The organism is Cupriavidus sp. 01L45, from assembly GCF_056399885.1.
The window spans coordinates 118472-141522 of sequence record NZ_JBFTSG010000003.1; the positions used below are offsets into that span (position 1 = coordinate 118472).

General features: G+C 65.7%; 20 protein-coding genes. 16 read left to right on the top strand and 4 right to left on the bottom strand.

Translation table 11 applies throughout. From position 1 onward, the window contains the following. Nucleotides 1-117 precede the first annotated feature (117 nt). Nucleotides 118-1764, bottom strand: coding sequence for an EAL domain-containing protein (locus AC1DT6_RS03010; protein WP_441626103.1), 1647 nt, complete (start codon nucleotides 1762-1764; stop codon nucleotides 118-120). Then, nucleotides 1761-3815, bottom strand: coding sequence for an ATP-binding protein (locus tag AC1DT6_RS03015; protein WP_477111414.1), 2055 nt, complete (start codon nucleotides 3813-3815; stop codon nucleotides 1761-1763). The genes AC1DT6_RS03010 and AC1DT6_RS03015 overlap by 4 nt, the downstream gene beginning before the upstream one ends. A 379-nt stretch (nucleotides 3816-4194) precedes the next feature. On the opposite strand from AC1DT6_RS03015, the gene AC1DT6_RS03020 reads away from it, so the two are divergent. Together AC1DT6_RS03020 and AC1DT6_RS03025 are read left to right on the top strand one after the other, a co-directional pair. After that, a complete protein-coding gene (locus AC1DT6_RS03020; protein WP_441626107.1) occupies nucleotides 4195-4788 on the top strand; it encodes a response regulator in 594 nt (197 codons plus the stop codon). A gap of 142 nt (nucleotides 4789-4930) precedes the next feature. Beyond that, nucleotides 4931-5374 (top strand): nucleoside deaminase, encoded by a 444-nt coding sequence (locus AC1DT6_RS03025; protein WP_276286936.1) that lies wholly within the window; start codon nucleotides 4931-4933, stop codon nucleotides 5372-5374. 272 nt (nucleotides 5375-5646) lie between these two features. Here the strand turns inward: AC1DT6_RS03025 and cynS are convergent, their stop codons facing one another. Together cynS and AC1DT6_RS03035 are read right to left on the bottom strand one after the other, a co-directional pair. Beyond that, on the bottom strand, nucleotides 5647-6090 hold the full coding sequence (gene cynS, locus AC1DT6_RS03030; protein WP_035875095.1) for a cyanase: 444 nt from the start codon (nucleotides 6088-6090) through the stop codon (nucleotides 5647-5649). A gap of 63 nt (nucleotides 6091-6153) precedes the next feature. Beyond that, nucleotides 6154-6282 carry a hypothetical protein gene (locus AC1DT6_RS03035; protein WP_255350710.1) on the bottom strand — a complete coding sequence of 43 codons (129 nt, stop codon included), beginning with the start codon at nucleotides 6280-6282 and terminating at the stop codon, nucleotides 6154-6156. Between the two features lie 511 nt (nucleotides 6283-6793). Here AC1DT6_RS03035 and AC1DT6_RS03040 point away from each other — a divergent pair. The 14 genes from AC1DT6_RS03040 to AC1DT6_RS03105 all read left to right on the top strand — a co-directional run bounded on the left by AC1DT6_RS03040 (nucleotide 6794) and on the right by AC1DT6_RS03105 (nucleotide 22979). After that, entirely contained in the window at nucleotides 6794-6985 is a 192-nt protein-coding gene (locus AC1DT6_RS03040; protein ID WP_441626110.1) for an AtzG-like protein, read from the top strand. Next, nucleotides 6982-8394, top strand: a complete 1413-nt coding sequence (locus AC1DT6_RS03045) for an AtzE family amidohydrolase (RefSeq protein WP_441626112.1) — start codon at nucleotides 6982-6984, stop codon at nucleotides 8392-8394. The genes AC1DT6_RS03040 and AC1DT6_RS03045 overlap by 4 nt, the downstream gene beginning before the upstream one ends. Further along, a complete protein-coding gene (locus AC1DT6_RS03050; protein ID WP_477114432.1) occupies nucleotides 8391-9098 on the top strand; it encodes a GntR family transcriptional regulator in 708 nt (235 codons plus the stop codon). The genes AC1DT6_RS03045 and AC1DT6_RS03050 overlap by 4 nt, the downstream gene beginning before the upstream one ends. A 659-nt stretch (nucleotides 9099-9757) precedes the next feature. After that, on the top strand, nucleotides 9758-10090 hold the full coding sequence (locus AC1DT6_RS03055) for a hypothetical protein (RefSeq protein ID WP_441626116.1): 333 nt from the start codon (nucleotides 9758-9760) through the stop codon (nucleotides 10088-10090). Nucleotides 10091-10409: 319 nt separating this feature from the next. Then, on the top strand, nucleotides 10410-11447 hold the full coding sequence (locus AC1DT6_RS03060; protein ID WP_441626118.1) for a GDP-L-fucose synthase family protein: 1038 nt from the start codon (nucleotides 10410-10412) through the stop codon (nucleotides 11445-11447). 1 nt (nucleotide 11448) lies between these two features. Further along, entirely contained in the window at nucleotides 11449-12510 is a 1062-nt protein-coding gene (locus AC1DT6_RS03065) for a glycosyltransferase (RefSeq protein ID WP_441626120.1), read from the top strand. A gap of 38 nt (nucleotides 12511-12548) precedes the next feature. Beyond that, the gene (locus AC1DT6_RS03070; RefSeq protein WP_441626122.1) at nucleotides 12549-13811 is read left to right on the top strand and encodes a glycosyltransferase WbuB; all 1263 of its coding nucleotides are present in this window, start codon (nucleotides 12549-12551) and stop codon (nucleotides 13809-13811) included. Between the two features lie 832 nt (nucleotides 13812-14643). Continuing rightward, entirely contained in the window at nucleotides 14644-15543 is a 900-nt protein-coding gene (locus tag AC1DT6_RS03075; protein ID WP_441626124.1) for a response regulator transcription factor, read from the top strand. A gap of 211 nt (nucleotides 15544-15754) precedes the next feature. Next, nucleotides 15755-16687, top strand: a complete 933-nt coding sequence (locus AC1DT6_RS03080) for a glycosyltransferase family 2 protein (protein ID WP_441626126.1) — start codon at nucleotides 15755-15757, stop codon at nucleotides 16685-16687. A gap of 265 nt (nucleotides 16688-16952) precedes the next feature. Continuing rightward, nucleotides 16953-18161 carry a GDP-mannose 4,6-dehydratase gene (gene gmd, locus AC1DT6_RS03085; RefSeq protein ID WP_441626128.1) on the top strand — a complete coding sequence of 403 codons (1209 nt, stop codon included), beginning with the start codon at nucleotides 16953-16955 and terminating at the stop codon, nucleotides 18159-18161. Beyond that, nucleotides 18154-19146, top strand: a complete 993-nt coding sequence (locus AC1DT6_RS03090) for a GDP-L-fucose synthase family protein (RefSeq protein ID WP_441626130.1) — start codon at nucleotides 18154-18156, stop codon at nucleotides 19144-19146. Before gmd ends, AC1DT6_RS03090 begins: the two co-directional genes overlap by 8 nt. A 49-nt stretch (nucleotides 19147-19195) precedes the next feature. Then, nucleotides 19196-19774, top strand: a complete 579-nt coding sequence (locus AC1DT6_RS03095) for a putative colanic acid biosynthesis acetyltransferase (RefSeq protein ID WP_441626132.1) — start codon at nucleotides 19196-19198, stop codon at nucleotides 19772-19774. A 277-nt stretch (nucleotides 19775-20051) separates the two neighbouring features. After that, nucleotides 20052-21314, top strand: a complete 1263-nt coding sequence (locus AC1DT6_RS03100) for a class I SAM-dependent methyltransferase (RefSeq protein WP_441626134.1) — start codon at nucleotides 20052-20054, stop codon at nucleotides 21312-21314. Nucleotides 21315-21569: 255 nt separating this feature from the next. After that, the gene (locus AC1DT6_RS03105; RefSeq protein WP_441626136.1) at nucleotides 21570-22979 is read left to right on the top strand and encodes a hypothetical protein; all 1410 of its coding nucleotides are present in this window, start codon (nucleotides 21570-21572) and stop codon (nucleotides 22977-22979) included. The last annotated feature ends 72 nt before the right edge of the window (nucleotides 22980-23051 follow it).

Genomic DNA, 23051 nt, shown 5'->3' on the forward strand with positions numbered 1-23051 from the left:
GGAGTCGCATAGCCCGACGGGGAAGTGAGGCTATGCCCGAATTCTATATCATTTTTATCATTTGTTGGTATGCAATATGTTTCATATTTGCACTAAAAATAGTCTGCCGGTGCCAGATCACGTGCGTTCCGCCACGCCCAATACCTCGCCACGCGGGCCTGGTGGCGGCGTGACGCGTTCCAGGTGCGCCGGCAGCCAGTCGCGCAGCGCAGCCAGCGTCATCGGCCGCGCGAAGTAATAGCCTTGCCCCAGGCGCACGCCCTTGCCGGCCAGTTGCGCGCGCTGTGCCTCGCACTCGATGCCTTCGGCCACGACCGCAAGGTCAAGCGCATGGGCAAAGTTGAGGGTGACGTCGACAATCTGGCCACTGACCTTGTCGTCCTGATCGGCTTGCACAAAGATGCGGTCGAGCTTGAGGAAATCCACTTCGAACTGCTTGAAGTACGCCAGGCCGCAGTAGCCGGTGCCGAAGTCGTCCACGGCCAGCTTGATGCCGCGTGCCTTGGCACGCTGGATCGCGCTGCGCTGATGCTCCACCAGCGAAACCGCATCGCGTTCGGTGATTTCCAGCACCGGGGTGATATTGGCGCGCAGCAGCGCGAACAGCGGCGCATCGTCGGCCCAGAAGCCCACATCGTCGAAATGCTCGTTGGTGATGTTGAACGCGAGATGGAAGGCCGGGGGCAACACAAGCGACTCGAGGTCGCGCAGGACGCGGGGAATCAGGTCCAGGGTCAGCGCAACCGCCAGGCGCTGTTGCTCGATCGCCGGGATGAATTGCTCCGGCTCAAGCAGGCCGCGCCGCGGGTGTTCCCAGCGCGCCAATACTTCCACCCCCGTGCACAGCCTGCTTTCGAGATCGACCACTGGCTGGTAATAGGGGATGAATTCACCGCGGCGCAGCCCGCGCCGCAACTCCGCGGCGAAGGAGCGGCGCGCCGCGCGGCGCGAATGCAGCGCAAACACCGCCAGCGCGGCAAAGCCGGCGGTCAGCGGTAGCAGCACCAGGTATTTGAGGCTCTCATGCAGCACAAGACTGCGCGACGCGCTGGCGATCACGGCGATCGGGTGTCCCTCCAGTCGCCGGATATCGACGATACCGCGCGCGGCTGCCTGCGCGGCATCCCGCCTGACCAGCGTTGGCGCGCCGGCTGCCGCGGCCGCCTCACCCGCCGCGGGATCGCCGGCGTTGAGCATGAAGCGCGTGCCCGCCACCTCGATCGCGATATCGGGAAACCCCAGCTTGCCGGCCGAATGCACCATGTCGGCCAGGTAGCGTCCTTCCACCCAGACCAGCACGCCGTTGCCGGGAGCAGTACCAAAGAACACCGCCAGGGCCGTGTTGCTGCCGCGATAGGGTCTGGCGAGCCGGTATTGCAGGCCGGGCTGCCAGTTCAGCAGCTCACTCAGCGGCACCGCGATCTCACCCTGCACAGCCGAGCAATAGCGCATGCCGCGCGACACCAGCACGACGTCGCGGACATAGGCGGTATAGGCGCCCTGCTCCTGCAACTGGCGCGCCACGCTGTGGCAGGGCGCGCCCACCAGCGCACGATCCTGATAGGCGACGCCAAGCGTATCGGCAAGCGCAAACTCAAGGTTGTCGCGCACCGCCGAGGACACTCCCGCCACGCGTTCGCGGGCATCGTGCGCAGCCAGCAGCGCGATCAGCCATAGCGCCAGGCAGGCGCCCAGCAATGCCGCCAGCAAAGCGGCCCGGCGTCCTGCCGACTGGCCAGGTTCGCCCCACAGCCAGCGCCTCATGTTGCCGCCGGCAGGCTGAGAGTGACCACGGTGCCCTTGCCCAGTTCGCTGCTCAGCGTGATCTGACCCTGATGCACGGCCACGATTTCCCGCACGATCGCCAGGCCCAGGCCGTTCCCCGTTGTATTTCCCTGCCGGTTGGCCCGGTAAAAATTGTCGAACGCCAATCCGGCTTCTTCCTTCGTCATGCCGATACCTCGATCCTCGACCCGAACCGACACCTTGTCCTGCCCTTGCGCCAGCGGTGCGACGGTGACAGTGACTTCTTCTTTGCCGTCAGAATACTTCAGCGCGTTCTCAATGAGGTTACGCACCGCCTGCGTCAATTGCGCGCGGTCCGCCAGTACATGAAGCGGCGCGTTGGCAGCGATCACATGCACCCTGCCCTGCTCGGCGAACTCGGCCGCCACAGTCTCGCGCACAAGCGCGGCCACCTCCACGCGCTCGCGCTCCAGCAAGCCTCTGCTGCGGGCTTCGATGCGGGCCAGGTCGAGCAGGTCGGACAGCAGGGCATTGAGCTGCCTGGCCCGGGCATGGATGGCGTGGTAGATGCCGCTGCGCCGATCCGGCGCCACGACACCGGCGCTCAGCAGCTCGGCGTAGCCGGCGATGCCCGCCACCGGCCCCTTGAGTTCGTGCGCCGCCGCCGAGACGAAATGCGATTTCATGCGATCGTGGCGTAGTTGCGACGTGACGTCGCGCAGCACCAGCACCAGGCCGCCGCCGCTGGCGGCATGCACGATGCGCACCTCGTAGGCGGGCGACACCGCCATGTCGAACTCGACAATGCCTGCGAACTCGCCGCCTGGATGGGCCCGGTCCAGTTCAGCCAGGAGTTGTTCGGCATGGCATGCCTGCCCCGCCGGCCGCCGGCCCCGGTAAAGCCAGTGGACGAACTCGCGCTGGGTGGCGCCGCGCAGTTGCGGCAACGACACCCCAAGCAGTTCGCATAGCGCGGTATTGGTCTCGTCGATCACGCGATCGTGGCCAAAGACGGCCACCCCGTCCGGCATGGCCAGGAACAGACCGCGCAGGTGTTGCTTCTTCTCGGCCAGGATGTCGCGCACCACGCTCTCGCGATCGGCCAGCATCGCAAGCTCGTGCAGTGCGGAGAACTGCCTGACCTGGAAGAACATCACGAGTAAGGTGACCACGGCGGCAATCACGATCACCAGGCGCAAACGGTGGTGATAGCTGGCCAGCGCAACCTCGCTGCTCATGCCCACCAGCACCGCCAGGTTGCGGCCTGGCAGGCGCTGGATGGCGTAGATGCGCTGGCTGTCGGCGCGCCCGCCGGCGTCCGTGACGAGGCCGCCGCGCGCACCGGCCAACGCCCGGCGCAAGTCGGACCCGGGCATCAGGATCTGGCCAGGCTGGCGACTGTCCTCGCTCCAGCGCGCGCGCACCACGAAGTCGTCGGTGCCCGCCAGCAGCACGACGCCGGATGGCCCCAGCGCCGCCCGCGAAAAAACCTCGGACAAGTAGCCCGGATCGAGCGATATCACTACCGCGCCGGCGAAGTGGCCGGTCATCGGGGCTACGATGCCCCTGGATAGTTGCACGGACCAGCACCCGGTGACGCGTCCCACCAGGGGCACGCCGACGTATAGCGTCGGCAGCGCGCGTTTCTCGTGCACACGAAAATACTGGCGGTCGCTCAGGTCCAGCGGTTCGAAGCTAGCGTTGGTGGACGAGCGCAGCCCGCCCTCGCGGTCGAGCACGGACACTTCCAGGAAGGGTTTGGTGGAGAAATAGCCGCTGCGCATCCATTGCGCCAGCGGCAGCACGGGCCCGCGCTCAACCACCACGCCACCGACCAGCGATGCGATCTGGTCGGCTTCGGCCAGCGTGCGTTCGGCATGTTCGCCAAGCAGCCCGGCAATGCGCGCCAGAGTGGCATGAACGTGCCGCAACTCGGCTGCGCGATCCCATAGCGCCCAGCCAGACAGCGCGCCCCAGATGCCGATCAGGATGACAAGGCTTGACCAGAACGGACCCCCCACGGAGCGATGCGCGCCTGCCAATGCCTGTCGGTAGATTTCCAGCCTCATGGGAAAGCTACCAAAAAACGAATATATTGTTCATCACAGCCGTGAATCGCAGCCTTCCATCTAGTCCGCTGTCCGCGCGTGCGGCCGGCGCCCCCGGTGCCGCTGCCCCGATGGCAGCCTGCCCGCGGCGAAGCTTCACAGTATGATCTATTCGGCTGCGCCAGTCCGCACGTCCTGGCCTATCGTCGCGGTACGCCAGGCGCTGCCGGGCAGTTGCATCACGCGGCATTCCCTTCGACAGATCAGCGATGCTTTATCATAATTGCGTGTTTTCCTGGCATTAAGTTGCGCTTTGGCAGCTTTACGAAGAATAATGAAAACAATACGATGCGTAACGCCCCGACCGTACCGGGCGCGCCGCGGCAGTTGACAAGACTCTATGACCGATCTGCGTTTCTATTCCACCAAGACCGCCGCCGAAATGCTTGGCGTGTCCTTGCGCACGGTCCAGCTCTGGGTCGAGAACGGCCGGTTACCCGCGTGGAAGACCGACGGCGGGCATCGCAGGATCCCGGCCGACGCCGTCGACCGCATGGTGGCCGACCAGCGCAACCAGGCGGCGGCACCCACGGCGACTGCCGCAAGACCATTTCGCGTGCTGCTGGTGGAAGATGACGAACACCTGCTGCAGATTTACCGCATGGCGCTGGAAACCCTCAGTCCGCCGGTCGAGATACTCGACGCCACCAACGGCTACGATGGCCTGTTGCTCATCGGCAGCAGCAAACCCGACCTGGTCGTCCTGGATCTGATCATGCCCGGCATCGATGGCTTCCGCCTGTGCCGGACCATCGACGCGCAGCAGGAATTTGCCGCGACCCGGATCGTCGTGGTGACTTCTCTCGACAAGCACGCTATCGCGGACCGCGGCGGCATACCCGCGCACATCCGCGTTTTCTCCAAGCCGATCCCGATGTCGGTACTGCAGTCGCTGGTCGTGACGTTGCAGGTCAGCCCCGGCGCGACAGCTTAGGATAGGCGATGGTGGGCTTCAGCCCCGGCATTATATATCATTTTTTTCACAAAATTTTATAGGGCAGGTTTCATATTTACGCATTCCGCGCCCCGCGAAAACAGTTAGGCAAGCCGCATCGCCCTCACCCAGGAGTTCCCCAATGTCTATCCATGAGCAATATCTGCGCGAAGCGGTACGCCTTGCCCAGGCCAATCGCGCGCGCGGCGGCAGGCCGTTCGGCGCGGTACTCGCGATGGATGGCGAACTGGTTGCGACTGGCGTCAACGACATCGTGCACAGCTTCGACCCCACCACCCACGCCGAGATGGAGGCCATCCGTGCTGCCTGCCGCAAACTTGGACGGCCGAGCCTGAAGGGTGCGGTGATCTACGCCAGCGGCCATCCTTGCCCGATGTGCCTGGCCGCGCTAACCATGACGGGTGTGGAGGCGGTCTACTACGCGTTCGACAACGCCGACGCGGCCCCTTACGGACTCTCCAGCGAAGCCGTGTACCAGGCGCTGCGCCTGCCGTTGACGCCGCCGCCACTGCCGCTCACCCGCCTGCCGGCGGGCATGACGGCGGCCGAACTCTATGGTGCCTAAGGCGGCCACGCGCGGGCATCCCCCCGGCCATCACGTGGCGCGAAATCAAAGCGTACCCGTTTCTGCGTGAGTGCCCGGACCCTGCCGCGTACCCGTTTCTGCGTGGATTTTGCGCGCCCTGGAGGCTGAGCGTACCCGTTTCTGCGTGACATTTTGCGTGGCCCGGAATCCGGGCGTACCCGTTTCTGCGTGATGGAATCCAGGCGGCAATCCGGCCCGCAAACCCGCGGCAGCGCGCGGGACGACCGGTGCCGGACCTCTCCGGAGGATCCTCAGTAGGTCTTGTAGGGCAGGAATTTCCCCGACATTTCAATACGCACGCGGTCGCCGTTGGGGTCGGCCTCGCGTTGCAGGTCCATGCGGAAATCGATCGCGCTCATGATGCCGTCGCCGAACTCTTCGTGGATCAGTGCCTTGAAGGTGCTGCCGTAAATGCTGACCAGTTCGTAGAAGCGGTAGATCAGCGGATCGGTCGGCACCGGGGTCGGCAGCGAACCCTTGTAAGGCACTGTGCGCAGCCACGGTTCGGCCTCCGGCGGCAAGCCGAAGATCTCCATAACGGCCCGCGCGCCTGCCGCGTCGAAGGCCATCTGGCCCAGGCAGGCGGCAGTCGTCCACTCTTTGCTCTTGCCGACCTTCCCAGCTACGTCGGCCCACCGGATGCCCTTGGTGACCTTGGCTTCGATGATCAGGTCGGTTACGTCGCTACGGTTCATTTGCAGTCCTTTCGGTTGAATGTGTCAGGTGTCGCTGGCACGGACGCTTCCCGCTGCGCAAAGTCAGGGAAGCCCGTCCGGCCCGGTACAGGCGGCGGCGCGCGCGCTGTCGTATCGCGCCAGCGCGGAGAACGAGGTGGCGCCCGGCACAAAGGCCTGCAGCGCCAGCACAACAAGGACAATCGGCATCATCACGCCTCCGGCGCTTTCGTGCGCACGACCTCGAGACCCGGTGCGGCCGCGCGCGAATCCGCGTCACCACGCGCACCCCCGATGCGAAAGCCGCAGGCAATGTGGCGATCGCAGCGTCATGCCGGAAGCGGACCGGCATGGGGACGCTCCCGCCCCCGGCGCAAGGTTCGTGCCACTGCGCACGGTCGCTTGCGCCGTGCACCGCTCCGTCCCCGGCACTATCGGGCGCGCACTGCCACGGGGAATATCGGCGTGGATACGCACCCGCGGCCAGCCGCCGCGCCCCCATGCGGTGCAGCGCCGGGCACGGCCTCCCACGCGCGCGCCGCGGTCTACGTGGCACAGCCATTGCTTGCATACAAGACCGCATGCAAGCAAGAGCGCAACATGCCACGCGCGTGGATGCATCGCCTTTCTCGGCAATCTCCGTGCCGCATGGACTTTCGGATCCCAGCCTCCGCGCGCCTCTTCAGTCCCCGGCCTGGGAACGGCGAAACCCTGGAGAAATGCCATGACCAAGCTTTGCGACGAGACGCTGGCGCACTACGCCCGCAGTGCGCTCAGGCTGCACGGCCTGGAACTGCCGGCGGACGCCGAGGCCCGCGTGATCGAACAGTTCCTGCGCGTCGCCGCGGTGGCGGGGCCGATGCTGGCGCACCCGTTCGATGCGCATGACGCGCCGGCCCCGGTATACAGGCCATGAACGTCCATGATTTCCGCTTCGAGTCCGCGCTGACGATCCGCAGCGACATCGATACCGGCGCGCGCAGCGCACTGGATGTGGCCGTCGCCACGCTCACGCGCATCGAGGCCTGCAATCCGCTGCTGCATGCCTTCACGGCCGTCACGCGCGAACGCGCGCTGGCCGAAGCGCGCCGCATCGACACGATGCGTGCCCAGGGCGCGCGGCTGCCGCCGTTGGCGGGCGTGCCCTACGCCGTGAAAAACCTGTTCGACGTGGCGAATGTCACCACGCTGGCGGGCTCGCGCGTGCTGGCGGGCAGCGCTCCCGCACGGCGTGACGCGGCGTTGGTGGCCCGCATGCGCGAGGCAGGCGCGGTGCTGGTGGGCACGCTCAACATGGATGAATTCGCCTACGGCTTCACCACCGAGAACGCGCATCGCGGCACCTGCCGCAATCCGCACGATCTCGCCCGCGTGGCGGGCGGCTCCTCGGGCGGCAGCGCGGCTGCGGTTGCCGCGGGCCTGGTGCCGCTGTCGCTCGGCTCGGACACCAATGGCTCGATTCGCGTGCCGGCCGCGCTCACCGGCATCTTCGGCCTGAAGCCCACCTACGGACGGCTGTCGCGGCGCGGTAGCTACCCCTTCGTGCACAGCCTGGACCACGTCGGTCCCTTCGCGCGCTCGGTGGCGGACCTGGCTGCGGCCTACGATGTGCTGCAGTATGCCGACAGCCGCGACCCCGCCTGCGCGCGCCGTCCCATCGAAACCGTGAGCGGGCAGGCGCCGCTGCGCGTGCGCGCCGCGCGCCTTGACGGCTACTTCGATGACATGGCCGGTCCCGCCGCTCGTGCCGCCGCCCGGCGCGTGGCCGAGGCGCTCGCGGCAGCGGATGTCGTCAGCCTGCCTGGCGCGGCGGCCGCACGCGCGGCGGCCTTCATCATCACCGGCACCGAGGGCGGGCACCTGCACCGCGAGCACCTCAGGCACAGGTACGCAGAGATGGAGCCGCTCTCGCGCGACCGGCTGGCGGCCGGGCTGGTCCTGCCGGCTGCGTGGTACGTGCGCGCGCAGCAGGTTCGCGCAGCGTTCCGCCACGAAATGCTCGGCGTCTTCGCGCGCACTGACCTGCTGATCGCGCCGGCCACGCCGGTGGCGGCACCGCTGGCCGGGCAGGAGAGCATCGAAATCAATGGCCAGGTGCTTCCCGCGCGCGCCAGTCTGGGGCTACTCACGCAGCCCGTCTCCTGCGTCGGGCTGCCGGTGCTCACGGTGCCGCTGGCGGGACCGGATGGCCTGCCGCTCGGCGTGCAACTGATTGCGCCGCCATGGCGGGAAGACCTTGCCTTCGCCGCAGCCCATGCGCTCGAAGCCATGGGCGTCGCGGCCTGCCCGCGGCCGTCGGCGTTGCTGGCGCTGGCTGCCGCATGAGCAGCGTGGAAATCCGCGCCTCCTCGCGCGCCGAAGCGGTCTATGCGCAGTTGCGCGACGATATCTTCGAGTTCCGCATGTTGCCTGGCGACCGTTTCACCGAAGGCGAGATCGCCTTGCGGCTCGGCGTGTCCCGCACGCCCGTGCGCGAGGCACTGCAGCGGCTGCAATCCGAGGCGCTGGTGCAGGTGTACTTCCGCAGCGGCTGGGAAGTGGTGCCGCTGGACTTCACGCGCTTTGACGAACTGTACGAGCTGCGCAAGCTGATCGAGGTCAACGCCGTGCGCATGCTGTGCACGCACGCCACGCCGGCGGTGGAGCACGGCGCGCTGGCGCGGCTCGCGCAGTTCTGGCGCGCGCCGCAAAAAGAGCGGCTGGAAGACGGCCGCCTGGTGGCGCAGCACGATGAAGCCTTTCACGCCGCGCTGGTCGCCGCGGCCGGCAACCGCGAGATCGCCACGGTGCACCGGCAGCTGACAGAGCGCATCCGTATCATCCGCCGGCTCGATTTCACCTGCGCCGCGCGCGTGACCGCCACCTATGACGAGCACGCCGCCATCCTGGGCGAGATACAGCACCAGTGCGCGGAGCGGGCCGTGCTGCTGCTGTCCGGCCATATCGAGGAAAGCCGCGCCGAAGTGCTCAAGATCACGCTGCACCGTTTGCAGACGATACGCACCGGCGGCAGTAGCCCGCATCCATAGCGGAAGCCATCCCGGGCGCCCGACGAAGCCCGCCCTCCTCAAAGCGTACCCATTTCTGCGTGGGTCCGGAGACCACCGAAGCACGCCGACCGGCCCGCGGCCAAGAGAGTCGACTGCGACCTGAGACGGCTCCCCCGCTCAGGCTGAACGCCAGGGTTCCGCCACGCAAAGACGCCACCGCGCGGGCAGAATCTTTGCGCGAGTTATTTCCGATGTAACGCCACATTACGGGACCGGCCACGGTCCCGTTTTATTTTCAGCCTGCGACGGGCCGCTCGGCAAAGTCCGCGCAACCAATGCAGGCAAGGGCTGGCGGGGCACGTGCAAGGGCAGTCGAAGGCATGCGGCGCAGGATGCGGCGCCTTGCGCAAGTGTGAGCAAGCCTTACAAGTGCAAGCACAACGGCGCCGGCCCGATGGCTACAGTGAGGCCATGTTCAACGCGAAGCCAGTCACGGAGTCCCCGACATGAAACGCGCCATCGCCCTGGTTGTCTTGCTCTCATCCGCAGCGGCCCTGCTGTCCGCCTGCATCGTGGTGCCCCCGCGCGGCGGCCCGCCGCCGTACCGCTACCACGACCGCTATTAAGCGGGCCCCGGTAATCCACACTAAAAGCGCCGACCATACCCAATGCATCGTTCGCATCCCTGGAGCTGAATCATGAAACGCCAACTGCTGCTCGCCCTCACCACCCTCGCCGCCGGCGCCGCGCTTGGCCTGATCTCGCCGGCCCAGGCCCAGGCTTATCCGCCGGGCTATCACGGCAACCCATACATGCGCCCGGCCCCGCCCCCTCCGCGCTATGAGCCACGTCCGGCCGCTCGCCCCGGCCAGGCCTGGGTCCCGGGGCACTGGACAGCCAACGGCGGCCGCTATGACTGGCGCGGCGGCTACTGGCAACACGCGCGGCCGGGCCAGCGCTATGTGCCCGAGCGCTGGGTGCAAAGCCCGCGCGGCGGCTGGGTGATGCGCCCCGGCTACTGGGTACGCTAACGCGGATCCCGCGCCATCGCGCAATCGTCCCCGCCGAGGCGGGGACGATTTCATTTCAGGGCGCGCGGTCTGCGCGCCTGCCCGGCCGCCGCCAAGTGTGTGCTAGGGAACAGTCCCTCCCGGGACCGGGCATTACAGTCACCTCACTACCCGTCACTCGGCTCGCCGCGAGGGCGAGCCAGGCCTCGTGCCGTGTGAAGGAGACGTGCCATGCCAGACGACATGCAGATCGTACCGCTCATCCTTTGCGGCGGCACGGGCGCTGCGGCACGCCGCGATGCGTTCGGCAAGCTGGCAGCCTTCCAGGCCCGCCACCATCATGCGTGAAGCCGACACCGTAGTGCCGCCGGACGCACCGCCATCGCCGCTGCCGCGGCGGCCACGCGTTTTCGTGGCGGGACATCGTGGCATGGCCGGCTCGGCCATCGTGCGTGCGCTCGACGCGCGCGGACAAGCGGAGACGATCACGCGCGGCCACGCCGAACTCGACCTGGCCGACCAGCACCAGGTGCGCCACTTCTTTGCCACGGAAGCCGTCGACACCGTCTACCTGGCCGCCGCCCGCGTAGGCGGCATCCACGCCAACAACACCTATCCCGCCGAGTTCATCCATCAGAACCTGATGATCGCGGCCAACGTCGTGCACGAAGCGTGGCGCGCTGGCGTAAAGCGCCTGTTGTTCCTCGGTTCGAGTTGCATCTATCCGAAGCTCGCACCCCAGCCCATCGGGGAAGCGGCGCTGTTGACGGGCCCGCTTGAGCCCGCCAACGCGCCCTACGCCCTGGCCAAGATCACCGGCATCGCACTGTGCGAGAGCTACAACCGCCAGTACGGCACCGACTACCGCAGCGTGATGCCGACCAATCTCTACGGTCCCGGCGACAACTACCACCTCGATAACAGCCACGTGATACCCGCGCTGCTGCGGCGTTTCCATGAAGCCGGCATGGCGCACGCGCAGCAGGCGCCGGTGTGGGGCAGCGGAGCGCCGCTGCGCGAGTTTCTCTACGCCGACGACCTGGCCGCGGCGTGCCTGCATGTGATGGAATTATCGGAAGACACCTACCGGAAAACCGCGCCGGCCGGCTTCCTGAACGTAGGCAGCGGCGAGGAAGTCAGCATCCGGGAGTTGGCGGGACTAGTGGCAAAGACGGTGAGCTTTCGCGGCGAGGTTGTCTTCGACAGCGGCAAGCCAGACGGCACCCCGCGCAAGCGGCTCGACTGCACGGCGCTCTCGGCGACAGGCTGGCAGCCAGCCGTGTCGCTGCGCGACGGCCTCCGGCTGGCCTACCTCGATGCATTGCAAAGCGGCACGCTGGCCCACGGCACGGCACCGGCGCAACCTGGGGAGGCCTGACATGAAACCACTGCTTCGCCATTTCGCAAAACGTGACCCGTCCCCGCTCGCCGCGGCGAACGGCCCGGCAACAAGCACTGGCGCGCTATGGCCGGGCCAGGTGGTCTTTCCCACCGGCAGCGCGGAAGCCGGAACCTGGCGGCGGCGCCTGCAACTGGTGCGTGCCATCACACTCAGTCCCGGCGCGCTGGTGGTACTGGCCGGTCAGAGCCGGCTGGACAACTGGGCCATGTTGCTGGCCAGCATGGTACTGGGACGGCGGCGCGCTGCCTTCTTCCACGGCGCTGCCTTTGCCAGCATGCCCGGCCGTTTCGGCGCGCTGGCCGACGCGGTGCTGCTGCGCCATTGCCATGGCGTCTTCGTCGGCAGCGAGCGCGGGTGCGCGCGCGCCATCGCCGCCGATGTGCCGCCGCGCAGGATCTTCGCCTGCCGCCCGCCCGCGGTACTGCCGGACCGGTTCGATGCCGGCACCGCGCTGCGCGAGCGCATCGAGCATGCGCCAGCGCCACATGCGCCAAATTTCCTGCACATCGGCACGCTCACGCACGCACCGGCCTTGCTGCTGCTGCTACGCGCCTTCGCCGCCGCGAGACAAACGTGGCCGGCCGCCACGCTGTCGCTGGTCGGCACCGGCCCGGGCTACGGGCGGCTGCGCGCCACGGCCAACGCGCTGGGGCTGGGCGCATCGGTACGCTTCCTGGGCACGATGGCGCAACCGGATTTCGCGACCGAATATCGCAAGGCGAGCTGCCTGGTACTGCCCGATGCGGCCCAGCGCTGGCATCCGCTGGTGCGCGAAGCATTGAGCTACGGCTGCCCGGTGGTGGTCAGCGTCAACAACGACGATGCCGGCGAACTGGTCCGCGATGGCGTTACCGGCCTGTACTTCAAGGCCGGCGATACCGCCGCGCTGGCGGGAAGCCTTGCGCAAGTGCCCAGGCAATTCGGCGATGCCGCCGCTACCGCCGCCCGTTGCCAGGCGATCGCGCTGGAAGACACGCCCGCATCGGCGGGCAGGGCCATCGCCGCCGGCTGCATGCGGATCATGGCTGCCGAGGAATAAGTGCGCACCGAACCCGAGCACCGAGGCAACCCGATACCATGAAGATACTGATGTACTGCCTCAACTACGCGCCGGAACTGACCGGCATCGGCAAGTACACCTGCGAGCAGGCCGAATGGCTGGCCGCACGCGGACATGAAGTACGCGTCGTCACCGCGCCGCCGTACTATCCGGCCTGGCGTGTCGGAGAGGGTTATCGCGCGTGGCAGTACCGCCGCGAGCAACGCGGCCCGGTGGCGGTGTTTCGCGCGCCGGTCTGGGTGCCGCGGCGGCCCGGCGGGATCACGCGGCTGCTGCACCTGGCGAGCTTTGCCTTGTCCAGCCTGCCCAGCGTCATGTGGCAGCTACGCTGGCGCCCGGACGTGCTGTTTGTGGTGGAACCACCCCTGATGTGCGCGCCGGGTGCGTTGCTCTTCGCCCGTTTGAGCGGCTGCAAGACCTGGTTGCACGTGCAGGACTACGAAGTGGACGCGGCCTTCGCGCTGGGGCTGCTGCGCCGGCCCTGGCTGCGCCGCCTGGCACTGCGCGTGGAGCATCAACTGATGTCGCGCTTCGACCGGGTCTCGTCGATCTCGCAAGCCATGGTCTCGCTGGCGTGCGGCAAGGGTACGCAAGCAGTGCGTACGGCACTGCTGCCCAACTGGATCAACCTGCAGGAAATCGGCGCCGGCAACGCCGCGATGGCCCGGCGTGCGCTGCAAATCCCTGGCGAGGCCATAGTGGCACTGTATTCCGGCAACATGGGGGCCAAGCAGGGCCTGGACGTCATGGCCGAAGCGGCACGCCTGCTGGCGGGCCACGAGCGGTTGCACTTCATCTTCTGCGGCGACGGTGCCGGGCGGGCGGGGCTCGAAGCCGCCTGCGCGGGGCTGCCACGGGTGCGCTTCCTGCCCTTGCAACCGGCCGGGATGTTCGCGTCGCTGCTGGCCGCCGCCGATATCCACCTGCTGCCGCAGCGCGCCGGCGCCGCCGATCTGGTCATGCCGTCGAAGCTGACCGGCATGCTGGCAAGCGCTCGCCCGGTCGTCGCCACTGCGGAGCCGGAAACCGAACTTGGCCGCGTGGTCGCCCAATGCGGCGTGCTGGTGCCACCCGGCGACGCCTCCGCGCTCGCCGACGCCATCGACTCGCTGGCCGCGCAACCCGCGTTGCGCGCGCATCTGGGTGGCGCCGGCCGCCGCTGGGCCGAACAGCACCTGGATCGCGAAATGGTGCTGGGCGACCTGGAAAGCGCACTGTTCGCGCTGGTCAGCCACCACCCCGCGGGCGCGGCCAAGGCGGTCGGGCTGGGCGGCGAATAGCGCGCGCCGCTCCGGCGTTCACGTCCTTCCACGGAAAGTGCCTGCCGGTACGCCGGGACAAGTGCGCTTTCGTACGTCCCGGCGGCGGCACGCTTCACCCCGCCTCGCCGGCCCGGGTTGCCGGGCCTTCCGAACCACATTTACCAGAGCAGCCCCCGACGTTCTCCCCTGCGAGTCGGTAGCAAATCCGCCGGCCGTCCATCAGACCTCCGCCACTCGTCCAGAGGTAGGAAACCGGACTCATCCTTTTGCATTAGTCCTAATTGGCCATCCTCCCAGCCATTGGCGCAAGACCAGAAAAATTACGCCCGCAAGCCAAGTTTCAATAGTGGAGCAAAGCGGTATCAGGTGATATTCAGCCAACCCCCGAAAGGGTGAAATAAAGTCGAAAGTGGACCTCCCGGCGAGAGTATCCGTTTCACCGCTGAAACTTTCGCAAAACGATTTGTTTCACCTCTGAAACTCGGTCCGGAGCTATTTGAATGACGCTTGGCTAACACCGCCAAGCCAGTCCCATCAACGCTTTCCGGATTGTAAAAACTCTCTCAACCATCCTTTTGACAGGTTGAGAAAGGAGCGCTTGCATTCCCTCCAACCAGCCCATAAGATGATTTTAAGCCTGTTATGGGGCGAGATTTCTCGGGGTAGGGTTCGGGTCCTTCTTCTGGCTGCGCTGACATAGTTCCACCCAAAACGGAGCACAATGCAGCACGGAAGCACGGGGTTACAGCGTACTTTGCAGGCGCCGCCAGCGTGCGCCATGCAGGCTGGCATTCCGTAACGCAAAAGCGTCCCGCACTCCCTGCTCCGATTAACGGGGAGTCATAAAAGCATGAACGCGTTGCTGATAGAGGAGCATCCTTTGCTCAGTCTCGGGCTGTTTCAAATGCTCGAGAACATCCACGGTACCGGGCACGTCGTCAACCTCTCGCCCACCGACATCGCCCACCTTGATGGTAGTCATCGCAACGCCGACCTGATGGTGTTCGGCATGCCCGCCGATACCGTTTCCGGCTGGCAGCAACTGGACCGCGTACGCGAACTGATCGCGCCCAAGCGCATCCTGGTGCTGGCCGACGCACTCCCGCTGTGGGTACCTTCCGCCGACAGTGCGCGCAATATCTGCGGCTGCCTGCCCAAGTCGGCATCGTTGCCGGTAATCGAAGCCGCCATCCGGATGGCGGCTTCGGGTAGCCATGGCCTGCTGCTCGCCACCGAGCCGGGTGTGGGAGCGGCCCCTGCCGCATCGCGCTCAGCCCTGCCGGCAACGGCTTCGCTCGCGTCGGCAGCGCCCCTGCCGCTGGCTGTCGCCGTGCAGGCCGATCCGCACGCGGTCGCCGCATGTGCCGCTACACCGCGCTCGGCACTGCGCAGCGCGCTGGCCAGCGCGCAATCGCTGTCGTCCCGCACCGACGACGCGGAGCCCAGTTACGACGAAGCGGAAATGCTCAAGATCACGCCGCGCCAGTATGAGGTACTGGTACTGCTCGCACGCGGCCATCCGATCAAGACGGTCAGCCGCATGCTCAATATCTCGGTGGCGACAGTCAAGAGCCACGCCTGCACGCTGTACCAGCGGCTCAAGGTCCGCAACAAGGGCGAGGCTGTCTATGCCGCCCTGCAGCGCGGCGCGACGCTGGATTGGGTCAGTGGCGACGAGCGCGTGACCACCATGGCGTCGGCAAGCGCCCGGCGCACCGAGGCGCACAGTGCCGGCAGCGCCGCGCTCTGACGACGCCAATGATACGGCGGCCGCGCCAGCAGTGCGCGTCGCCGGCCATCGCGGCGCCTGACGCCGCGACGGCGGAGACAGCACGCCGCCTCTGAGAACCGCTCGGCGAGGAAATCGGCAAACGCAACCGGTCCATGGCAAACCTGCACCGGCCATGGCGTGCGTTGCCGCGAATCGATCGGCCCGCCAAGTACCTGCCATGGAGGGCATCATGCCAGCCAGCACATCCCTGCCGAGCTTCTCGCTCTGCATCTGCACCCGGAATCATCCGGCCGGTCTGCGTCGCGCGCTGCATTCCGCGCTTGCGTCCTCAGTGCCGCCGCACCAGCTACTGGTATCCGACGACAGCACGAACTATGACACGCGCCAGATGATGCGCGCCGAGTTTCCTGCGGTGAGATACCTGGAAGGGCCGCGACGCGGGAATGCCGCCAACCGCAATCGCATGCTCCCGGTCATCACGGGCTCCCACGTGCTGTTCATCGACGACGAGACGGTGCTTGGTCAGACGTTCCTGCAGCAGGTGGCCGAACGGATCGCGGATGACGATGTCTATCGCCGCGGCGGCACCGGCGCCGCCACACCACTGATCGTCACCGGCCCCAGCCTGAGCGACGGGCAGAAGTGCAAGCCGAAGAAGAGTTCATTCCTGGGGTACCCTTCGCTGAACTATTGCCACGGCGAGCGCCTTTGCTCGGTGATGCTGCACAGCACGGTGTTTCCATCCGAACTGTTCCGGCATGTCGCATTCGACGAGAGGCTGGCCGGTGGCTATGACGTGATCGACCTGGCCAGCCATGTCGTGCTCGACGGCGGGTGCCGTATCGAGTGGCTGCCGAGCGCCGCCAACCAGCATATCCCCGGCGCCGAACCCCTCGACGCCGGCCACCTGGCCGAAGCCTCCCGCATCTATGCGACGCTCCACCGCTACAGCCACTACCAGCACCGCCGGGTAAAAGCCGGGATCTTCCTGCTGCTGGCACTGACGCACAGTCTCGCATCCAACCTGCATCGATCCGGACTGCGTGGCGCGACCGCGTTTTGCGCCACAGCCCGGTCGTTGTGGAACCATCTGCGCAGTCCCGCCCGCGCTGGTATTGCCACCACATCGGGCGACATCGGCGCAAACCTGACGCAAGGCTGAGGCCGCTGGCCGCGGCGGCCCTTGCGTACCCGTTTCTGCGCACGCCTGCGGCAGGCTGTTCCCGCACCGGCCAAATGCGGCACCGCACTATGTGTGCTAGCAAACGGTTATCCGTGCACACCGGCAGTACAGTCCAAAAACCGGCCCTCGTCCGCATTGCACGCGGCACGGCAGGTCGCCCTGGCATCGTGCCGAGATCCGGCTCGCCGCCCGGCGCGCTTTGGGTTGCTTGGCAAGAATCACACTCATCGGACATCGGAACGCTATGGGCGCAAACGAAGTGGAACCTCTCGGTCATGTGGCGGCAAGCAGCCAGGACAAAGCACAAGGCTCGCCACGGGATGCGCGCCGGCGGCGCGCGCTGATTACCGGTATCACCGGCCAGGATGGCTCGTATCTGTGCGAGTTCCTGCTCAACAAGGGTTATGAAGTGCACGGCATCAAACGGCGCAGTTCGCTGTTCAACACCGACCGCATCGATCACCTCTATGAGCATCCGCAGGCAGAAGACCGCCGTCTGGTACTGCATCATGGCGATATGACCGACACGGCCAGCCTGGTCCGCGTGGTGCAGCAGTCGCAACCGGACGAGATCTATAATCTGGCGGCGCAAAGCCATGTGCAGGTCTCGTTCGAGGAACCGGAGTACACCGCCAACACGGACGCGCTCGGCACACTGCGTCTGCTCGAAGCCGTTCGGATCCTGGGGCTGGAAAAACAGACTCGCTTCTACCAGGCGTCCACCTCCGAACTGTACGGCCTGGTGCAGGAGATTCCTCAGAAGGAGACCACGCCCTTCTATCCACGCAGCCCCTACGCGGCGGCCAAGCTGTACGCCTACTGGATCACCGTCAACTATCGCGAGGCGTATGGCATGTATGCCTGCAATGGCATCCTGTTCAATCATGAGAGCCCGGTACGCGGAGAGACCTTCGTGACCCGCAAGATCACGCGCGCGATCGCCCGCATTGCGCTCGGCCTGCAGGACACGCTGTACCTGGGGAATCTCTCGGCGCTTCGTGACTGGGGCCATGCGCGCGACTACGTGGAAATGCAGTGGCTGATGCTGCAGCAAGCCGTGGCGGAGGACTTTGTGATTGCCAGCGGCGAGCAGCATAGCGTACGCGAATTTGTCGAGCGCTCCGCGGCCGGACTCGGCATTACCGTGCGTTTCGAAGGCGAAGGCGTGGACGAAGTCGGCGTGATCGCGCATGTCGACAAGAGCCGGCCGGAGCTGTCCTCGCATTGCAAGGCCGGAGACGTGATCGTACGCGTGGACCCACGCTACTTCCGCCCGACGGAAGTGGAAACCCTTCTGGGCGACGCCACCCGCGCGCGCGAACGGCTGGGCTGGTCGCCGCGCATCGGCTTCGAAGAACTGGTGCGCGAGATGACCGAGTCAGACTTCTCCGCGGCGCGCCGCGATGCCCTGGTCAGGATGGCCGGCTTCCGTGCCTACAATCATCATGAATAGGAACACACGGCGTATCTTCGTGGCGGGCCACCGCGGCATGGTGGGATCCGCCATCGTCCGGGCGCTGCGCGCTGCCGGCGAAACCGACATCGTCACCCGCTCCCACGCGGAACTCGACCTGACCGACCAGCAACAGGTGCGCGAGTTCTTTGCCACCGAAGGCATCGGGCAGGTCTACCTCGGCGCGGCACGGGTCGGCGGTATCCACGCCAACAACACTTACCCGGCGGAGTTCATCCAGCAAAACCTGATGATCGCGGCCAATGTCATTCACGAGGCCTGGCGCAGCCATGTCGAGCGCTTGCTGTTCCTCGGCTCGAGCTGCATCTACCCCAGGCTGGCCACCCAGCCGATCAGGGAGACCGAGCTGATGACAGGCGCGCTGGAGCCCACCAACGCGCCTTACGCCATTGCCAAGATCGCCGGCATTGCCATGTGCGACAGCTATAACCGGCAATATGGCACCGACTATCGCTGCGTCATGCCCACCAACCTGTATGGTCCCGGCGACAACTACCATGCCGAAAACAGCCACGTGATACCGGGCTTGATCCGGCGGTTTCATGAGGCGCGGATCGCCGGCGCCGCCACGGTGGCGGTCTGGGGCAGCGGCACGCCAATGCGGGAGTTTCTCCACGCTGACGACCTGGCCGAAGGCTGCCGCCACGTGATGGCAATGTCCAAGGATGCCTATCAGGCCTGCGCCGCGCCCACGGGGATCCTCAATATCGGCAGTGGCGATGAACTCACGATCCGCGAACTCGCGATGGAGGTGGCCCGGGCGACCGGCTACCGCGGTGAAATCCGTTTTGACGCGACCAAGCCGGATGGCACGCCGCGCAAGCGGCTTGACTGGAATGCACTGGCGCAAACCGGCTGGAATCCGCGCGTCAACCTGGCAACCGGTCTGCGCGGGGCCTACGAGGACGCGTTAGCCAGCGGCCTGCTGGGCCCCGCGCAGACCGAGGCAGTTCCCATAACGTAAGAGGCCAGCGGTGCGACCTGTTGCCACGCGATGGCCCGAGGAGACCGACATGATGCAAGATCTGTCATCGTTCAAAATGCCAGAGGGCTTCCGGGGACGCTCAGCGTTTATCGTACAGCTGTGGTGGATCGTCGAAGCGACGCTGTTCCGCCACTCGCTCCGCCGTGCCGACGGCTTCCGGCGATGGTTGCTAAGGCTCTTCGGCGCACGGGTAGGCAAGGAGGTCATCATCCGTTCCACCGTGCGCATCACCTATCCGTGGAAGATAACGATCGGCGACCATTCCTGGATCGGTGACGATGTGGAGCTCTATTCCCTGGGCGAGATCATCATCGGAAGCAACACCGTGATCTCTCAGCACAGCTACCTCTGCGGGGGCGACCACGACTACCGCTTGCCGGACTTCCCGATTCGCTCCCGAACGATCCGGGTGGAAGACGAGGCGTGGGTTGCCTGCCACGTCTTCATCGCACCCGGTGTCACCATCGGCCACGGAGCCGTCATCGGTGCCCGTAGCGCGGTGTTTGAAGACATGCCGGCAAAGATGGTCTGCGTAGGCAGCCCGTGCCGTCCGATCAAGCCACGACTGCCGGAACCGGTTCTGAAGTTCGTGGAAAGCGCGGCTTAGCCCGCGCCTTTTGCCGTCATTCCCATGCGGTGTCGCGCGGCCGGCAATCTCGTTGCCGAGCCAATGGAATGCCGCGGCCTGCCGTCGTCGCCCGGGACCCGCATGGGCGCCCCCCGGACGCACGGACCGGTTCAATCCATCTGTGCGCTCCCACACAGTATCGGCAAGACATAGTTCTTGCCTGAAGAAATGCTGCACTGCTACATTCTTTACTGGCCAGGGTAATTCCAGAGCCGCTACAAAAGCCAGCAAATCAATCGTCGCCTGACATTCCGCGATGGCCAAGCGCAAGCTTGCGTCGTTGCAACACAATGCCATGCCGACTCAGTTGATATTGGTCCGCAATGGCATCGGGGTGAACGGCATAAGCCGCGAACCCAGACCGGGGATGCCGACTTTCATCTGTTTTCTCGGCAACCACAGGCAACCAGGCCTGTGGCGGACTTCTTTTGCGCGTATCTCGCCGTGGGACAGGTATCTGAAAATCGTTATTTTCATGGACTCGACCCCGCCGATGAATACCCTATCCTATCCAGATATCGCCCACCCGACGGACAGCAGCACACTGGCAAAAAGGGAGCCGTCCGAATTCACTTGGTCGCCAGGCCATCGCGATGACGAAGGTGCGGGCACCGCCGTCAAACCCTATTTCGAGCAGCTCCGCCCCTACCTCGCCGCCAACACCATGCTGCGCGGCACAATGATCCCTGCGGTGGATATTCCGCACGCAAGCGCTGGCATGAAGGCGAACGCACACTATTTCAGCCATCCCCGGTGGATGGAGGACTGGCTTGCAGCCGTACACCGCTACCCGGAACTGCGCGAGCGCTGGCATGCCGCCGTGGGTACGCTGGATGGAAAGGTGCTGATCGACATCGGTTGCGGTCCGGGGAATTTACTCGCCACGCTGGGAGGTCGGCCGCGCATCGCAATTGGCGTCGATATCGCGCACGGAAGCCTTGTGCACGCTGCCAGGGTCGGCTACGTGCCACTGCTGGCGGACGCGCACAATCTGCCGTTAAGGTCGGGGGTGGCGGATATCGTTGCCATCAATGGGTCGCTGCACCATTGCGATGACATGCCAACGGTGCTCAGGGAGGCGGCACGCCTCGTGCGGCCCGGCGGCACGCTGATCCTAGACCATGATCCCCAGCAGTCCGCCTGGGACTTTCGCGGCCTGGCGTTGATCCTCTGGAACCTGCGCCTGCCAATCTACCGCTGGCTCAAGCGCGGGGGGCATTGCGCCGAGGACGATGAGCAGTCCTGGGCGCAGGCAACGGAGTTGCATCACAGGCCGGGCGACGGCATTTCCGAGCAACTACTCCGCTCCACGCTGGAAGGCCTCCGGTTCCGCATCGACATCTATCCGCACAACCACTATGTGGGCAAGGAAAGCCTGGACGGTGTCATGGGCCGCCAGCCGCTGAAAATCAGGGTGGCGCAAAGACTATCCGGCATCGACCCCAAATCCCGAGCCGCTGCGCTGAGCCTGCTCTGCGTGGCCAGGCGTGAGTTCGCAGACCGCGCCGCGCCGGGGTAAGGCGACGCCCCCGCCAGCCAAATGATGGCTGGTGTGTCCTGCCGAACATACGCCCTCCCGCACCAAAGGCAACACTTGGGACCATTGCGAAGGCCTGGGGCGAGGCGCCCCAGGCGCTTCATCGGGAGAACGCCCGCAGGCCAGGGGACGCGGGGCGCTGCCTACGGCCCGCCGGACAACATGCCGGCTTTGTCCCTCCCATCCGCGAGCAGGCTGCCCGGCGGTCTGCCTTGAAATAGTGAGAGGAGTCAGCACATGCGTATCCCGCTCAACGCGGTGTGGGACATGGTAATGATCGCGCTGATCGTCTCGCTGGTCAGCATCTGCCATTCCGTGTCGCACGTCAGCACGCCCACGTTGCTGGCTTCGTCGTTCATGCTGGCGGCCGTCATCGCCGCACACTGGGTGATGCACAACAATGAGAGGCTCCCGTCGATGGCGGACGCGGCCGTTCTGCTTTTCGAGTTGATGTTTCTGCTCCTTGCGCCGAATGTCCAACTGGCCTTGCTAGAGGAGAACCTTGTCAACACCTCGGTTCTCAACGAGACGTACGCCGTCATCACGAACCTGCTTTGCATGACCTTCGTGCTGAGCTACCTGCTCGCCAGGCGTTACATCCTCATCCGCACAAGGCGCCATTCCGTTCGTCCGCCGACGCGCCATCCCTCCACCCGGCTATCGGTGCGTCGAGCGCTCTTGCTGGTACCGGTTGGCCTTCTTACCGTCTACTTGTCAACGCGGTCCATCGAACTGGTCACGCTGGGGACGTTCGAATCATCGCCCGCCTACCTCCTCGAGCAAAAGTTCTTCTGCTTCATCCCGGTGCCGATGTTGTTCATGATTGTCGCGGCAAAGCGGACCCGCTTTCTGAAGGAACCGGTCTGGATTCTTTTCTTCCTCTTCTTCCTCGCCTGTGTACTGGTGAACCTGAACCCCGCAATCGAGAAACGCAATACGCTCGGTCCGGTCTATTTGGGGCTGCTGTTTCTGCTGGTTCCCGGGCTGGCCCGCACGTCACGCGTCCAGATCACCGTGCTCCTGCTTCTGATGGGGGTGTTCTTCCCCTTGTCTTCGGCCTTCACGCACAATCAAGTGGAGTCCTGGGATCTCAAGGCTATACTCGATCCCGATCTCTACTTCTCCCACTTTCTGCAGTTGCACTATGATGCCTGGGCGAATCTCCACACCATGGTGGAGCTCGTTGACCGCCAGGGAATTCAATTGGGCAGGCAGCTGCTTGGCACGTTCCTGTTCTTTGTTCCACACACCCTCTGGGAAACCAAACCGCTGGCCACGGGCATCGTAATCGGACAGTACTTGTCAGCAAACTACCAGATGGATTTCGACAACTTGTCGGCACCTCTGGTCGCGGAAGCCTATGTCGACCTCTCCGTGTTTGGCGTCGTCATCGCAGCGGTGGCGCTTGCATGGGTAACGCGCTTGCTTGATAAGTTCTGCTACTCGGACAATCCTCTGGCGCAGGCCGCGGGAATCTATTTTTCCCTCTATCTGATCTTCCTGCTGCGCGGCGCGTTGATGGTCGCCGTCGCCTACGGCTCGGGCGCGGCGCTGGCCTTCTTTGCGGTAGACCGTGTGATGCGTTACCGCCGAAAGCGCGCGCGAGCGCGCATTGACTCGCTGCCGGCACACCCGGTCACATCCTGAGCAGCGTCGGTCTCGCTGATCGACTCCCGAATGCCGCCGTGGCCCCTGGACCGCGGCGGCGACACCGCGCTA

Bases quoted from the DNA above. Each gene is read 5' to 3' on its own strand.
- AC1DT6_RS03070 (WP_441626122.1), top strand. From the start codon at position 12,549: ATGAAGATACTGATGTACTGCCTCAACTACGCGCCGGAACTGACCGGC.
- AC1DT6_RS03050 (WP_477114432.1), top strand. From the start codon at position 8,391: ATGAGCAGCGTGGAAATCCGCGCCTCCTCGCGCGCCGAAGCGGTCTAT.
- gmd (WP_441626128.1), top strand. From the start codon at position 16,953: ATGGGCGCAAACGAAGTGGAACCTCTCGGTCATGTGGCGGCAAGCAGC.
- AC1DT6_RS03100 (WP_441626134.1), top strand. From the start codon at position 20,052: ATGGCCAAGCGCAAGCTTGCGTCGTTGCAACACAATGCCATGCCGACT.
- AC1DT6_RS03010 (WP_441626103.1), bottom strand. From the start codon at position 1,764: ATGAGGCGCTGGCTGTGGGGCGAACCTGGCCAGTCGGCAGGACGCCGG.
- AC1DT6_RS03045 (WP_441626112.1), top strand. From the start codon at position 6,982: ATGAACGTCCATGATTTCCGCTTCGAGTCCGCGCTGACGATCCGCAGC.
- AC1DT6_RS03065 (WP_441626120.1), top strand. From the start codon at position 11,449: ATGAAACCACTGCTTCGCCATTTCGCAAAACGTGACCCGTCCCCGCTC.
- AC1DT6_RS03015 (WP_477111414.1), bottom strand. From the start codon at position 3,815: ATGAGGCTGGAAATCTACCGACAGGCATTGGCAGGCGCGCATCGCTCC.
- AC1DT6_RS03090 (WP_441626130.1), top strand. From the start codon at position 18,154: ATGAATAGGAACACACGGCGTATCTTCGTGGCGGGCCACCGCGGCATG.
- AC1DT6_RS03060 (WP_441626118.1), top strand. From the start codon at position 10,410: ATGCGTGAAGCCGACACCGTAGTGCCGCCGGACGCACCGCCATCGCCG.
- AC1DT6_RS03105 (WP_441626136.1), top strand. From the start codon at position 21,570: ATGCGTATCCCGCTCAACGCGGTGTGGGACATGGTAATGATCGCGCTG.
- cynS (WP_035875095.1), bottom strand. From the start codon at position 6,090: ATGAACCGTAGCGACGTAACCGACCTGATCATCGAAGCCAAGGTCACC.
- AC1DT6_RS03035 (WP_255350710.1), bottom strand. From the start codon at position 6,282: ATGATGCCGATTGTCCTTGTTGTGCTGGCGCTGCAGGCCTTTGTGCCG.
- AC1DT6_RS03095 (WP_441626132.1), top strand. From the start codon at position 19,196: ATGATGCAAGATCTGTCATCGTTCAAAATGCCAGAGGGCTTCCGGGGA.
- AC1DT6_RS03075 (WP_441626124.1), top strand. From the start codon at position 14,644: ATGAACGCGTTGCTGATAGAGGAGCATCCTTTGCTCAGTCTCGGGCTG.
- AC1DT6_RS03020 (WP_441626107.1), top strand. From the start codon at position 4,195: ATGACCGATCTGCGTTTCTATTCCACCAAGACCGCCGCCGAAATGCTT.
- AC1DT6_RS03055 (WP_441626116.1), top strand. From the start codon at position 9,758: ATGAAACGCCAACTGCTGCTCGCCCTCACCACCCTCGCCGCCGGCGCC.
- AC1DT6_RS03080 (WP_441626126.1), top strand. From the start codon at position 15,755: ATGCCAGCCAGCACATCCCTGCCGAGCTTCTCGCTCTGCATCTGCACC.
- AC1DT6_RS03040 (WP_441626110.1), top strand. From the start codon at position 6,794: ATGACCAAGCTTTGCGACGAGACGCTGGCGCACTACGCCCGCAGTGCG.
- AC1DT6_RS03025 (WP_276286936.1), top strand. From the start codon at position 4,931: ATGTCTATCCATGAGCAATATCTGCGCGAAGCGGTACGCCTTGCCCAG.